General features: G+C 49.6%; 12 protein-coding genes. 5 read left to right on the top strand and 7 right to left on the bottom strand.

Annotation, left to right across the window (positions count from 1 at the left end; translation table 11 throughout):
* Positions 1-11 precede the first annotated feature (11 nt).
* The 6 genes from ACYVJM_RS16630 to ACYVJM_RS16605 are packed head-to-tail and all read right to left on the bottom strand — an operon-like array spanning position 12 to position 6,718.
* Positions 12-446 carry a CRISPR-associated endonuclease Cas6 gene (locus ACYVJM_RS16630; protein ID WP_461149353.1) on the bottom strand — a complete coding sequence of 145 codons (435 nt, stop codon included), beginning with the start codon at positions 444-446 and terminating at the stop codon, positions 12-14.
* Positions 434-739: a hypothetical protein gene (locus tag ACYVJM_RS16625; RefSeq protein WP_461149352.1), complete on the bottom strand. Its 306-nt coding sequence runs from the start codon at positions 737-739 to the stop codon at positions 434-436. The genes ACYVJM_RS16630 and ACYVJM_RS16625 overlap by 13 nt, the downstream gene beginning before the upstream one ends.
* 7 nt (positions 740-746) lie before the next feature.
* On the bottom strand, positions 747-3,170 hold the full coding sequence (gene cas3 / locus ACYVJM_RS16620; RefSeq protein WP_461149351.1) for a CRISPR-associated helicase Cas3': 2,424 nt from the start codon (positions 3,168-3,170) through the stop codon (positions 747-749).
* The gene (gene cas5b / locus ACYVJM_RS16615) at positions 3,170-3,925 is read right to left on the bottom strand and encodes a type I-B CRISPR-associated protein Cas5b (RefSeq protein ID WP_461149350.1); all 756 of its coding nucleotides are present in this window, start codon (positions 3,923-3,925) and stop codon (positions 3,170-3,172) included. Before cas5b ends, cas3 begins: the two co-directional genes overlap by 1 nt.
* Complete coding sequence (gene cas7b, locus ACYVJM_RS16610; protein ID WP_461149349.1) at positions 3,922-4,818, bottom strand: type I-B CRISPR-associated protein Cas7/Csh2; 897 nt, start codon at positions 4,816-4,818, stop codon at positions 3,922-3,924. Before cas7b ends, cas5b begins: the two co-directional genes overlap by 4 nt.
* A gap of 1 nt (position 4,819) precedes the next feature.
* A complete protein-coding gene (locus ACYVJM_RS16605) occupies positions 4,820-6,718 on the bottom strand; it encodes a TIGR02556 family CRISPR-associated protein (RefSeq protein WP_461149348.1) in 1,899 nt (632 codons plus the stop codon).
* A gap of 113 nt (positions 6,719-6,831) precedes the next feature.
* Between ACYVJM_RS16605 and ACYVJM_RS16600 the strand changes: the two genes are divergently transcribed.
* Entirely contained in the window at positions 6,832-7,023 is a 192-nt protein-coding gene (locus tag ACYVJM_RS16600) for a hypothetical protein (RefSeq protein ID WP_461149347.1), read from the top strand.
* 11 nt (positions 7,024-7,034) lie between these two features.
* Here the strand turns inward: ACYVJM_RS16600 and ACYVJM_RS16595 are convergent, their stop codons facing one another.
* Complete coding sequence (locus ACYVJM_RS16595; protein ID WP_461149346.1) at positions 7,035-7,928, bottom strand: helix-turn-helix transcriptional regulator; 894 nt, start codon at positions 7,926-7,928, stop codon at positions 7,035-7,037.
* 239 nt (positions 7,929-8,167) lie between these two features.
* Here ACYVJM_RS16595 and ACYVJM_RS16590 point away from each other — a divergent pair, with 239 nt between their 5' ends.
* The 4 genes from ACYVJM_RS16590 (at position 8,168) to ACYVJM_RS16575 (ending at position 14,551) form a co-directional block, all read left to right on the top strand.
* Positions 8,168-8,779 (top strand): TetR/AcrR family transcriptional regulator, encoded by a 612-nt coding sequence (locus tag ACYVJM_RS16590; RefSeq protein ID WP_461149345.1) that lies wholly within the window; start codon positions 8,168-8,170, stop codon positions 8,777-8,779.
* Positions 8,780-8,822: 43 nt separating this feature from the next.
* A complete protein-coding gene (locus tag ACYVJM_RS16585) occupies positions 8,823-10,211 on the top strand; it encodes a TolC family protein (protein WP_461149344.1) in 1,389 nt (462 codons plus the stop codon).
* Between the two features lie 74 nt (positions 10,212-10,285).
* Positions 10,286-11,362: an efflux RND transporter periplasmic adaptor subunit gene (locus ACYVJM_RS16580; protein WP_461149343.1), complete on the top strand. Its 1,077-nt coding sequence runs from the start codon at positions 10,286-10,288 to the stop codon at positions 11,360-11,362.
* A 93-nt stretch (positions 11,363-11,455) separates the two neighbouring features.
* Positions 11,456-14,551: an efflux RND transporter permease subunit gene (locus tag ACYVJM_RS16575; RefSeq protein WP_461149342.1), complete on the top strand. Its 3,096-nt coding sequence runs from the start codon at positions 11,456-11,458 to the stop codon at positions 14,549-14,551.
* The last annotated feature ends 16 nt before the right edge of the window (positions 14,552-14,567 follow it).

The following is a 14,567-nucleotide window of genomic DNA, read 5'->3' as shown; positions in this document are numbered from 1 at the left end:
GGGTGGTCAGTTTATCCCTTTCCTCCTTCCTCCCTTTTTACTGTCCCAAACCCCCTCGACACCGCCTTACCCAGACCGATGCCATCGGGCAAGATAACGTTCGTCAGGAAGTGGCCCGCAAAGGCGATCATGGTCTGGTTTTTAAATTGGGTGCTGCGTTCCTGCACCGAGAGCCGTACCATGATGCGTTCGTGGGGTTCGAGCCATAGGCCAAATTCACGAAACAGAGCCAGGAGCTGGCTGGTCAACACCCGTTTTAGCTGGGCGTGTTGTTCGGCTTCGGCATAGCGCCGGTAGTCGCGGAAGTTGTTTTGATTGAGCGCCATCCAAAGCGTTTCGAACCGGTACTCGATGAGGTCATCCGCAAGGCCAATGGGTGCCTGTTCATGGCGAATGTGCTTGCTCAGTACGGGGAATGTTTCGTTTTCAATTTTCACTTCCCGCATCTGCAAAAACAACTGCGTGAGCAAAGTAGCCCCCTCCCCAGCCCCACCAGCGTTGGTACCTGATCGAGTACTTTATACTGCACCAATGGGTAGGCATACCGAAACTTTACAGCCACGGCCCCATCGGCTTCGGCGGGCATATCGGCCTCCAGGTGGTTATGCAGCAGGGGCGAATGCTCCTTGAACAACTCGCCGAAATAGCCCCGCAGCTTATGCGCATCCCGCGTACGCAACGCAATTTCGGGAAAGGTAATAGTCGTGATGGGAATCAGGGTTTGGGTAAGGTGTGGCATGGAGTGGTTAGTGATTAAACGTGTGTGGTTGAACAATAGGAACGTACCCGGTATTGTTACGAAAATCATCAAATGCATAAGTGTAGCACGAAGACGGGTTATTCTGATACGACACATAAAAGAAATACTCTTTTTCGCCATCAAAAACAATCTGCTTGGCTTTCAACCCACTCTTTTCATAGGGTAGCGGTATGTTTACGACGTACTCATAGAACCTGGCTTTTATTAGAGCGAACTCTCGCTTCCGTTCGTAAGGCTTTAAGTCCTTCTTTTCACTAATCACAACGTACTGTTGCCAGAGGCTTTCAGCTTCGTCGTTAAGCTGCACATAAACTGATTCAGTATCTCGTTCTTCTACAAACTGAAATTCACCAACTTTCTTAAAATCTAATGCCTGTAGAGCAGTCAGTTCTGGCGACACCAACACGTCGGCCTGCTTTTTTACTTCATTGAAGTAAGCCTCTATTAACTCCAGGTAGCCGTGCTCATCAACCTCAGTTATGGACTTCAGGACATTACCTGTTTTAACCAGCAGATCACCGCCATATACCATACCACTTGCCCGCTTCATCTCTGTAATAGCATACAAAAACACCTCGCTGATTTCTCCCTTTTCATTGTATCGATTGGCCCGACCAGCCGCCTGTATGATTGAGTCAAGCGGAGCCATTGCCCGAAATACGGTGTGGACCGACACGTCGACACCGGCCTCGATCAGTTGGGTTGAGATAATGACCTGCTGTTTTGGCCCTGCGTAATTCTTAATCCGGTCAATAATCCGTTTGCGCTCAAAAGGCGTAATCAACGTAGTGAGGTAATACACATCTACCGTTTCAGGGTCCAGCGCATTTGCTACTTTTTTAAAGCATTCTAACGTTGCGTTCTTCGTATTTAGAATGACCAGCACATTTTTGTCCCGGTGATCGTCACAATACGTGATCACGTCCTGCGTAAACTCATTAAAGCTAACCTCCTGATTCGTTCGGTTGATGAGTTTTGTTCGGTTGAACAGATCGTTTCGGAAGTACGAGCGATAGTTGGGCACCAGTTCAGTAATCTCTTCATCAGGCTTGAAAATTAACGGTTGCGTAGCCGACATTAAGATGAAGTAACAATTATAGCGTTTGCCAAGGGTCGTAAACGCCTGTCGAATCAGCGGCCATAACTCGTACTTAATCTGCTGAATCTCATCCAGAATAATGACCGAGTTAACGAGATTAGGCAGCTTGAGCAATTTCGTTTTGTCATTGGAAAAGAGCGATTCCAACAACTGAACGAACGTTGTCACGACGATTCCCGACTGCCATGTTTCAATCAAAAACTGACTTTTATCCTGATCCAGTACATCATCACCTGTTTTATAAGCTGGTTCTGCTAAGTGGTGATGTTTGAGTAGAATATCTGATGATGGCTTGTTAAAGACGTCCTCAAATACGCTGAAGTTTTGGTCGATAATCGACGTAAACGGAATTGTAATGACGAGTCGGCCAGCCAGCAAACCCAACTTTTGCTGCATCGCCAGCCCAACAGCCAATGAGGTCAGCGTTTTGCCTAAACCAGTGGGTAATGTGATAGAGTACAGATGCTGGTTTACCGAAAATATCTGCTCCAGTTCTGCCAGCGTTTCATGGTACGCCTGGTTTTTCAGACCGTCCAACACAGTTTTGGGCGAATCAAACCCGCGCCGTTTTCGGTAATTATCTAGCGCAGAAAGTGAAGGTCGTTCGTCACCCTGACCAGTGATTCCTTTTAAGATTACGTCTGACTTATCAGAAAGAAGCAGCGTTCCGTAGAACAATTGATGCCAGTAGTAGTAACGGTTTTTAGCGTCGTGCGCTAAGCTGTCATAGTCACCGAGATCAAAGAAATCCAGTTCAAAATCTCCGTATTCATCAACGTATTCCTTTTTTTGAATATATCTTTTGAAAGGCTGCCAGTCGAATCTAAAATTGACTACAACCATTAGTTCGTCAAGAATCTCCTGAATCAGCGGTTCATCGTCAAAAACGTCTATTTGTTCGGATAAAATATCGGCTTTGGTATCGAGTGACAACTCCGTTTTGAAGTCATTCAAATTACCGTGGTGACGTTTCACCGCCGTGAATACCAGGTACGGCAACAGTTGGCGATCAGTATCCGTCAACTCGAATGCAGACAGATATTGCGACACAACCTGTTTTGCCAGTAATGATGACAGTAAAGCGTGTTCCTTAGGGCCTATAACCTGATGGTCAGGCGTTAAGAGATAGTGCTGAAAGTACCTGGTTCCTTTCGCTATGTCGTGGCACACCCCGGCCAGATAGCCTACATCAGCCAATAAACCAGTGGGTAAATCAAAGTTGGTTACCCGACTTTGTAGTAGGTTACGGCATGAGTCGGCCACGTTTTGCGTGTGGTCAATGAGCGGAACGCCGGGGTGTGAGTATAGCATCAGAGAAATAGAATATTGCCAAAATCAGGTATTTCAAACCATTCGTTCGCCTGAACCATGACCGAACCACCATCGGCGTTGACAAGCACTTCGCCGTACCGCATTACGACCCGATCACGACTAAGTTCAATCGGCATTGTTTCTACGTAATAATGGGCTGTCTGGTCAAACTCAATGGGTGGCGTCGTAGTCAGCAATGACAGATTCACAGCCGATTGCACAGGTACGTACCCAGCCGAAGCGGTACGAACAACACCACTTGTAATTCGCGCTTCCTGAAGGGTCGCCGTAAACTGGCTCAATCCTAAATAGGGTGTAAAATGGTGCGAACGGGTGATCAACCGATCGGCTAGCTGATCGAACAGAACCCCGTCCTTGAGTCGGACAAATACCCGGAAAGCCGGATTCTTTAGAAGCTCAAACTCGATCTGGGTACGTCCACTTTTGCGAATCTCATAAAACGAATTGCCCGTGTCCAGCAGGTTAAAGCCAATGTTTACCTTCTTAACGGGCGCAAGTAACTGGACGGCCAACTGACAAACATCGGCACTGAAAAGCTCCTGAATAGGCAAGGCATTATCAGCAAATCGACCGGGAGCCGTTTCCCGCTCAACGCCCAACACAGCCCCCAACACGCCCGTTAAGGCCGTTCGGGTAGGAATTGGGTACGTTAGCGGTGACGTTGTGGTGTTGAACTTGCGAAAGTGACCGTATTCGCCCGACAACTCAAAGACGATCAGGCGGTTGTCGTTCATAGCGCAAGAAGTCCGTTGGTGAGTGGTTGTGACGTTTTCAACCGAGGATCTATCCGTACCGTAACGCTGCTGATTTTATCTTTTTGGGAAACGAGTTCAGCCATCAGAACAGATACATCGAGCGTGTAGTCGTCAGTACTACGCAGTTGCATTTCATTCTTCTCTGTAATCAGTTTCAGCCGTTGCCGTAATCCACCGATATAGTACGGTTCATTGTATTCGACGGTGATCAGCAGCAGAGGAGTTTGTCCAAACTTCGAGCGTGAAATCAGGTTTTTAGTGCCCTCCCAAATTCCTTCCAACAACAACGCTTTGTCCTCGTCGGTCATTTGCGAATAAGCAGCCGCTTTCTCGTTAATAATGCCGTTGAAGCCAATCAGGGCGTAAGGCACTTTATACTCCGTACGGAATGTTGCCTGTCCCTTTCCGTCGCCCGAGGCAAATGCACCCGTTCCCTGGTCTGTGATAATGTCAGTTTTGTTGAGGGATTTACCCATCTGAAACTGCGTTGGACCGACCAGTGTAATCGAGTCTTTGTCGAGAGGTAAAACACCGCCAAACGTTCGTACATCAATGCACCGGTCTAGAACCGTCTGCTTGCTTTCTTGAAAATCTCTAGCCCTTCGTTTCCCATCTGCAACAAACGTCTTTCCCTTATCTTCGTACTTGGTTTCGCGCACAAAAATGTCTCTCCCATCTGTGCCGTTATAGCCTTTATATTCATACCAGTAATCCCGAATAGTACGCTTCAGACGAACATCCGAAACCAATACTCTATTTTCTTCGGAATCATACCGAGGACGATTTTCATTCAGCGGATCGCCGTTAGGATTAGCGTTTTCCGTTTCGTAAAGGAATAGAATCTCCGTGCGCTTGGATAGGAGTGTTGCCATGTTAGTTAGTAGAATTAGTTGTGTTGGTTTGTTGGGCTTCGGTACGGAATCGGCTGGCCATTTCCATGCCTGCCACGAAATAAAAAGAGAGTTCGTTGTTCGAAATGGTGGGTAGTTTATAGCTATTCAGAATGAAATACTCACTTATGATTTGACTCAATGAATCGTATCGTTTGCCGTAATCTCTGTACTGAGCCAGCTTGGCTAAGGCTTCGATATAAATACCCTTCAGCGTCTCGGGGTTGAGGTTATACCCTTTCAACTTCTTCTCGAAAGGCGTACCTCCGTCAAGCTCACGCCGTTGAATGTTAAGTAGTAAACGTACCAATACACCTACTGCGAACACCCCAACTTTGTAGTTGTCATCCAAAAAATGAGGATTGTCAGCAACGAATTGTTTGAACGTAGTTTCGTCGAAGGCACGGCCAAATTTTTCGTCAGCCTTCTCGACACTGGTTTCTTCTGAAATCATATTTATTTGGGGATTAGTGGTTATTAACTGCAACTCTGACAGATAATTCAATAAATAATGAGCTTTCAATACGGTCAGGTTTACGGGCTCTACGTACCCGTCTGAGGTTTGAGCTTTGTTATAGTTGGCCCGTATCACCGCCATGAATCGGCTGTAGAGCGTTTGCCGGTTGATAGGTCGCCCAACGAACACATCGTTCACGATTCCGAAGAAATCATCTTCGTAAAACTGCTTGAACACGCCAAAGGAGAAGGTCAGATTTTGCGGCTCATTCTTGATTCGATACGAATTTTTATAAATGGGCTGCTGGTTAATAATTTCGGGCACGGTCGAGAATAACGTGCGAAACCGGGATGGAACAATCTCCTCCAACAAGAGTTTGATCTTGATCGCTTTAGTCGTTGGGTTCTCTTCAAAAAACAGGAGGTTTAGTGTGAAATAGTTGGCCTCTTTGCCGATCTCCTGCATGATTCGGTCTTCAACCCGCTTTTCCTTCGAGGCCTCAGACAATTGAAATTCAAGCTCAGTGATTAGCTTAAGTGCTTTCTCCAATCCGCCTTTGTCGGTACTCAATACGGTTTTCGGAATTGCGTAATAGCTGGTGCCGTAGAAGTACTTTTTCAGTTTCTGCGCGACGTACTTTTGACCATACTCAAAATCAAGCGAGCAGTCAGAGCAGATAGGATAGTTTTTCCAGTTGTTACGCTGACTAAAGAACCCACTGACCATACCCGGCTTATCAACCGTGGCGTATTTGAATGGCGACGCAAAGCCATGTAGCAAAGGCTTATTTTGCAGACAGATCGAGCAAAGCTGGTTAGCCCCCTGCGACGTTACGTTGTACTTTTCTGATTTACCCGACGTACCATGCAACAGAACCTGCTGTTGAAAAATGGGGAAGTCAGCCAGATACTTACGCTCCCCATCGAACTCGAAACAGAAACTCAACCCGGATGACTGCTGCCGCTTCTTATCCATCAGGGCATACGCACTCTGTAAGGCAAGAAGAATCGTGTCATAGTCAGACGTAAGGCGATCTTGCAAAGCCAGCAACATGCCTAAGTCGTATTGATAGTTGGAAACCCGACATAGCGCAATGGCTTTTTTGACCTGATTGCCAACCAGCGTGTTGAGCTTCTTCGCTAAATCGCCCGCTTTCGTCGTGAACGTTACGTCCCCACCATTAGCAGCTCCCTTTCGGTATACGTACTTCTGATATGATGTTTCATTCGCTTTCTCTGTATCAACTCCCTCGAAGCGGCAAATAAGTTGGCTGTCTTCGGTAGTGAAAGAGAACACCGCTAGCAGGACATCATAATTCACCCCTGCTCCGGGAAACATGTTCTCCACGTACAACTGATACGGCTCAGTTTGTCCGCTCTTCTGTAAGGATAGCCGACCGATGGCGGCAACTGCTTTATCCTGCATACCTCTTCTTATTTTCTTGTGAGCAAAGTAATTCTCGAAAAGTGACACAGCTTGTCACAAAATTTTATTCATCTTTATTGTTTCGGCAGCAACACTCAGATGGCCTACTTAACATGCATATCATTCAAATTCCCGTTCCATATACAGCAGCTCAGCGTTTTCAATCTTTGTCAGAGCAGCAACAAACGTTGGTTAGCCAACTTGTAGCCGATTGTATTGACGACCCAATCAAGCTAGCCGAAGCTATGGATTACCTCCGCTTTAGAGCCGAAAAAGCAAGCTCGACGTCTAATGGGTTAGGGTAACCATTAAGAGCTTACCAACTAAACTCCCCCACCCTTCCCCGCAAATAGTCCCGAAACGCGTCCGGGCTATCGACGTGCACCTGGCCGGGAAGGCCCAGCACAAACCGGCCAATGCCTACCCAGCTGCGTACCGTACCCGCATATACGTACGGATAATTTTCATCATCTGGCTGTTTCATCAGATCAGGTCGAGTCAACGGGTATTCTTCCGTTAAGAAGTGATAGGCCTGATAGGTGAGTCGTAGTTTTACGTTTCTTGGTTCGCCCGGCCAGTCGAACGGGTCGGTAAGCACTTCGCTGGGTGGGTTGGTCTGCGGAGTTTCCAGCAACAGAACATCTTCGATACGCTGGGTCTTGAACGTTTTCACCATGTCGGATTCGGGCTCGAAGGCCGTCAACCGGGTAAAATTCTCGGAGAAGCTATACGGCTCCACCAGCCGGTCGCCGATGGAATTACTGTTGATCGAATGATACCGCAACAGCCGCACCTGCTGCCGGTTGCGGACAGCTTCGGCCAGTCGCGCTACTACCTGACTCTGGTGCTGATCGACCAGTCCATTAGCAAGCGGCAATAAGGTAGACTGGTTATAAATTTTCTGGCGGAGCGGAGCCAGAAGCGGATTAGTCTCCGAAAGCGTAGCCAACGCCTGCCGTAACAGTTGGGCCTCCTCTTCTGTGAAAGGAACCTGCTGCTTTCGCTCGTCTTCAAAAATAAAGAAACGGGGCGGTCGTTTTCCCTCCTTGTCAGTGCAATAGCCGGCCTCTTCCAAGGCATCTATATAGCGTCGGGCATGACGTGGAGCACATTCAAGAATTTGCGCCAACTGGGCCAGGGTTTTACCGGGGCGCTGTTTCAATAGCCGGATCAGCTTGAGCGTGCGCGTTAGATTCTGCTGGGCAGCCATTTTATAAATATAAATAATTGCGGATAGATGAGCTTTCAATTACGACAACTCCAGCAGTAAATGAAAGCTAGTTGACCTAAGCCTCAACGCTATCTACCTGAACAATCACTTATCCTTAATCAATAGCCCATATTATATCCTTAAATACTACCGCTCACTCAATCCAATCGAAAAAATAGCACGCTTTACTTGTTTACTGAACACTGTTCAGTAAGTTTGCATTGTTAACTAACCAACCAATGGGAATCACAGAACGAAAAGAACGGGAACGTGAAGAGATGCGGCAGCTTATTCTGGAAGCGGCCCTGAAGTTGTTTCTGACGAATGGGTTCGACAAGGTTAGCATTCGCAATATTGCCGACAAAATTGAGTACAGCCCCGCTACAATCTATCTGTATTTCAAAGACAAGAATGAACTGCTGTTTGCTTTGCACCAGCGCGGTTTTGCCAAGATGGTAGCCGAGTTTCAGCCGTTACGTTTGTTGAACGACCCCTTCGAGAAACTGGTCGAAATGGGGCGCTCCTATATCCGGTTTGCGGTGGAGAACCCGGAATTGTTCGACCTGATGTTTATCATGACCGCCCCCATGGATAAGCTCGATAAGGAAGACTGGGTGGAAGGCGATCAGGCATTCGGACTGCTCATGCAGGTCGTGCAGGAATGCATGGATGCCGGTGTTTTTCAGAAACACGACGTTCAGTCGACGTCGATGATGATCTGGAGTGGCATTCATGGATATACCGCTCTGTTTCTGCGGAAACGGCTGGGCATGTTTGCCGAATGCGATGTACCCGTAATTATGGACGATGCTTTCAATCTGTTCTGCGAAACGCTCCGAAAAGGGCTATAAAATTTTTTTACCCATACACTAAACACTGTTCATTAACTGACCCATGATTACAAGTCTCATCACCAGGCACATTCGCTATCTGGGACTATTGATCCCTCTCTCGATAGCAGCACAACCCGCGCCAACCGGCGCTTCGGTAATACTGGAGGGATATGTTCGGGAAGGGCTGACCAACAATCTGGCGCTCCGGCAGGAATCGCTGGAAATTAGCCGCGTTACCGAATCCCTGAACCAGGCAAAATCCCTGTTTTACCCGCGCGTAGCTTTTAGCCCGACTTATTCGTTGGCGGCAGGTGGCCGTCGACTGGAGTTCCCGGTGGGCGATCTGCTCAATCCCGCTTACAAAGCCCTCAATCAGCTGACGGGCTCGGATAGGTTTCCCACAAACATCGAGAACGTTAACCAGTTGTTGGCTCCCAACAATTTTCACGACACAAAATTTAGTGTCAGCTACGCCATTTTCAATACAGACATTCAATACAACTACCTTATTCAGAAACAATTACTTACCTCGCAGCAAGCCCGTCGGCGAGTCGTTGAAAACGAGTTGCGCTACACCATCGCTACGGCTTACTACCAGTATCTTCAAACGTTGGATGCTATCCGTATCTTCCAGAACTCGCGCGATGTGCTTACAGAACTCGCTCGACTGAACGAGAAACTGGTCCGTAATAATGTGGCGACCAAAGAAGTGGTGACCTCAGCCCGTTACGAAACCAGCAAGGTTGATCAGCAACTCGCCGTGGCACAAAAAAACCGCGAAACGGCCCGTGCCTACTTCAATTTTCTGCTGAACCGCGACTTGCAGGCCACCATTGACGTCGATTCTTCCCTCACGAAAATTCTGCCCGAGTCGCCGGAAAACGTGGCCGATTTGCAACGGGCTGCCTTGCTGGGTCGGCAGGAGCTGGCCCAGGTAACAAGCTCACTGGGAGCGGCCCAAACGGCGGTGAAACTGGCCGAAGCCAACGCTAAAATTCCAAACGTATTTGTCGGCGCCAATACTGGTTTCCAAGGTTTTGGCTACACGTTCCAGAATCAGGCCTACGTAGTGGCGCAGGTGGGTTTACAGTGGGATCTATTCCGGGGGTACGAAAAGCGGTCGAAGATCCAACAGGCTAAAATTCAGACCGATGCGCTTCAAACACGGCTGACGGAAGTGCAGCGGCAGATTCAGCTGCAGGTAGTACAGGCTTACTACGATCTGGATGCAGCCACCGAAAGTCTGGCCGCTACGCAAAGCGGAGTGGCCAACGCCGACCAGACATTTAAAGTGATCGACAGCAAATACCGCAATGGGCAATCGCTGCTGATCGAGTTTCTACGCTACCAGAATGACCGGCTTACGGCTCAGCTTCAGCATTCACTGGCGCGTATGGACGTACTTGTAAAACGGGCCGCGCTGGACCGCGCCGTAGCAGTCGGGCAATAATACGATCGGTACAGCGCAATTACTCCTTCCTATCTCAAGTGACTTAGTCAACTTATTAGCAAACAATTGACCACATGAAACCAATACATTTTCTTCTCCCGCTGTTACTGGCTGTCGCAACCAAGTCGTGCAGCACCAAAGCCGATAAAGCCCCCACCCATGAGGCAGCACCAACCGCCGAGGACGTCGTTATTCCCGTTAAACTAACGCCGGTCAGTACGGTTGTCCGGGCTGAGCCGGTTGTGGCTTCCGGCCTGGTCTCGTCGGCTCAGGAAGCCCGGTTATCGTTTAAGGTTGGCGGCATCGTCGACCGGATGTTTGTGGAAGAAGGGCAATCCGTCCGCAAAGGGCAACTGCTCGCCACCCTCGACCTGACCGAAATCAATGCTCAGGTCAATCAGGCGCAGCTGGCCAATGAAAAAGCCGAACGTGACCTTAACCGCGTGAAAAGCCTCTACGCCGACACAGCCGCCACTCTCGAACAACTTCAAAATGCCACCACGGGCACAAGCGTGGCGAAACAGAGTCTGACCATTGCTCAGTTCAACCGGAGTTATGCACAGATTCGCTCGACAGTAGACGGAACGGTTACCCGCAAGGTGACCAATGCCGGGGAGTTTGTACCCGCCGGTGCATCGGTTTACCTGATTTCCTCAAACCGACGCAGCGACTGGGTCGTGCGTGTGGGCGTATCCGACAAAGACTGGGCGCGGCTACGGTTGGGCAATCGGGCCAGCATCAGCCTCGACGCTTATCCCGGCAAAACGTTTAACGGCACCGTTACGGAACTGGCACAGGCTGCCGATCCGGTCAACAAACTCTACGAAGTGGAAGTACGCGTTGATCCTGGTACGACCAAATTTGCCCCCGGCCTGTTCGCCAAGGTAACGCTTGTCCCCAGCCAGAGCCGTAGTTACGTCCTTGTGCCGGTTGAAGCCATTGTAGAAGGCAACGGAAAAGATGGATTTGTGTACGTACTGGCCGATAATCGACCAGCAACAGGACCGTTACATGTTCGCAAAACCCCGGTACAGATCGGATTTCTGGAGGGCGACAAGGTTTTGCTGACGAATGGGCTATCCGGCATCAAAGACGTAGTTACGGCGGGTTCCGCCTTTCTTACTGAAGAATCGACTGTTATTGTCAAATAATCCTCTGCGAATCTTTGTGTCTCTCTGTGCACCTCAGTGTAATAGCTGTGCCACAGAGATGCACAAAGCTAGCACAGAGCTACACTGAGAATCATGAACCTATCATCTTTTTCCGTCAAGAACTGGCAGTTTATGCTGGTGCTGTTTCTGGGGGTGGCCGCGCTTGGCGTCAACTCCCTGCTGAACATGCCCCGGGGCGAAGACCCCGAATTTATTGCTCCCGAGTTTGCGGTAGCCGTCGTTTATCCCGGCACCGATGCCCTCGATATGGAAGAACTGGTCGTTGACCCGGCCGAAAAGCGATTCAACGAACTCGACAATATCAAACACGTTATCACCAGCGTAGACGACGGACTGGCTGTGTTCCGTATCTCCTACGAATATGGCGAAGATCCGGACGAAAAATACCAGGAAGTGGTGCGGGAAGTGGGGGCCTTGAAACAGGAACTTCCCACCGATGTTTTCAAGATCGATATCCTTAAGTTTTCGCCCTCCGACGTTAATATTGTGCAAGTGGCACTGCAATCTGAAGTAGCCTCAGACAAGGAGTTGGGCAACTACGCCGATGAGTTGAAGAAACGGCTCGAAAAAGTCACAAGCCTGAAAAATGTTCAGGACTGGGGCTATGCTGCTGGCGTTGTGCGCGTGTCGCTCAACATTGAAAAGATGGCTCAGCAGGGCATAACGACCAACCGGGTTATTGGCGCATTGCAGGCTGAAAATGCAAACATTCCGGGTGGCAGCGTTCAGGTAGGCAGCCGCAAATTTAACGTAAAAACGGCCGGCGACTACCAGTCGCTGGATGAGATTCGGAATACCATTGTATCGAGCAGCGGGCCCGGCGTAGCTGCGCAGAAAATCATCTACCTGCGCGACATTGCAGATGTCGACTACAACCTCGAAGACGAAACGCACATTACCCGGCTCGACGGACATCGGGCGGTACTGGTAACGGCCAGCCAGAAAATAGGCGAAAACATTGATAAGGTGGGGAAAAAGATCAACCCAATTATCGAGGACTTCGGCAAATCGCTCCCTCCGCACATCAAGCTGGTCAAGAATTTCGACCAGGCCGCCAGTGTCAACAAACGGCTGTCGCACTTTGCGCTCGATTTTGCCATTGCCATTCTGCTGGTATCGCTCACCTTGCTGCCACTGGGTTTTCGGGCGGCTGTGGTTGTTATGATTTCCATACCCCTTTCGCTGTCCATTGGTTTGTCGCTGCTCAACGCTTTTGGCTACAGCATCAATCAGCTGAGTATTGTTGGTTTAATTGTGGCGTTGGGCATTCTGGTCGACGACAGCATCGTGGTGGTGGAGAACATCGAAAGGTACCTGCGCGCCGGGTACTCTAAAAAGGAAGCAGCCATCAAAGCCACAAGCCAGATTACGCTGGCGGTCATTGGCTGTACCGTTACGCTGATTCTTGCGTTTTTACCCCTCCTCTTTCTGCCCGAAGCCTCCGGTGATTTTATCCGGTCGCTGCCCATGGCGGTCGTGACCACCATTCTGGCCTCGCTGGTGGTTTCCCTGACCATCGTGCCGTTTCTGTCGAGCCGAATTTTGAAAGAAGAGCACAATCCGGAAGGCAATATTTTTATGCGGTCGTTAAAAAAGCTCATCAGCGGTTCTTACAGCCGGTTGCTGAACGTTGCGCTGGATCGCCCGGTCGTTACGTTACTGATCGCGCTGGCTATTTTTGGTGGTGCCCTGTCGCTGGCCGGTAAAGTAGGGTTTGGGCTATTTCCAGCCTCCGAAAAACCGCAGTTCCTGATCAACATCGAAACGCCCGACGGCAGTAGCCTGAGCGAAACGAACCGGGTGGCCCGGTATGTCGAGGGCAAATTGAAAGGCAACCCCGCCGTTCAGCATTTTACCACAAACGTTGGCCGGGGCAACCCACGCATATATTACAACATCATTCAACGGAATGAGTCGGCCAACTTCTCGCAATTTTATGTACAGCTTAATGACGTGGCGCCCCCCGAAAAACGAGCGATCATTGATAAATACCGCGATGAGTTTGCACTGTATCCCAACGCTAAAATCGAAGTTAAAGATTTTGAGCAGGGGCCCAATCAGGAAGCGCCGGTAGCCATCCGCGTGTTTGGCGAGAATCTGGACACCCTCCGGACAGTAGCCGCTAAAGTGGAGACTGTTCTGAAACAAACCCCGGGTACCATTTACGTAAACAACCCGCTGGCCAATCGAAAAACGGACCTCCGCGTTAAGATCAATAAAGAGAAAGCGGGTTTACTGGGCCTGTCCATCGCGGATATAAACCGCACCATCCGTCTGGCTATTGCGGGTCTGAATGTCGGTACGTTCAAAGCCCCCAACGACGATGACGATTACACGATCAACGTCACCCTGCCCAAAGGACGCCTTACCGACCAGTCTGTACTGGACAACTTATACGTAAATAGTGTAACCGGTGGTGCGGTACCCCTGCGTCAGGTTGCCGACCTGCAATTCGAGACAGGTACCAACCTCATCCGGCATTACGATAAAGATCGTTTTGTGACCGTAACGGCCTTCGTTAAAACGGGCTTCCTGGTCGATAATGTCTATACCGATGTGCTGCAGAAACTGGATGCGATGAAGTTCCCCGCCGGTTTCCGGTACGTGGCTGCGGGTGAGCTGGAAAGCCGCGAGCAGTCGTTTGGGGGCCTTGGTACCATTATCCTGATTACGATTTTCGGGTTCCTGGCCGTGCTGATTCTGGAGTTCGGCACTATAAAAAGCACGCTGATTGTATTGTCGGTTATTCCGTTGGGTATTATTGGCGCTATTGCGGCCCTGCTGCTGACCGGCAACCCCTTCTCGTTTGTGGCCATCATTGGGTTGATCGCCCTGATTGGTATTGAGGTTAAAAACTCGATTTTACTGGTGGACTTCACCAACCACCTGCGCGAAGGGGGCGTACCGCTGGTAGACGCGATCAAAGAAGCGGGCGAAGTGCGGTTTGTGCCCATTGTGCTAACCTCCCTAACGGCTATTGGCGGGTTAATGCCACTGGCTCTGGAGGGTAATCCGCTGTATTCTCCGCTGGCCTGGGTGTTGATTGGCGGTCTGATTTCCAGCACCCTGCTTTCCCGCATTGTGACGCCGGTACTGTACAAATTACTACCGCCGAGGGTTGAACTAAAAGAAATTACGCCCGTTGAACAGGAGCCGGTTTTGGTCTAAGAGACAAGGCGTATCA

The organism is Spirosoma pulveris (assembly GCF_054781875.1).
Note: the sequence above shows the minus strand (reverse complement) of the source record. Positions and strands in the feature narration are given on the sequence as shown.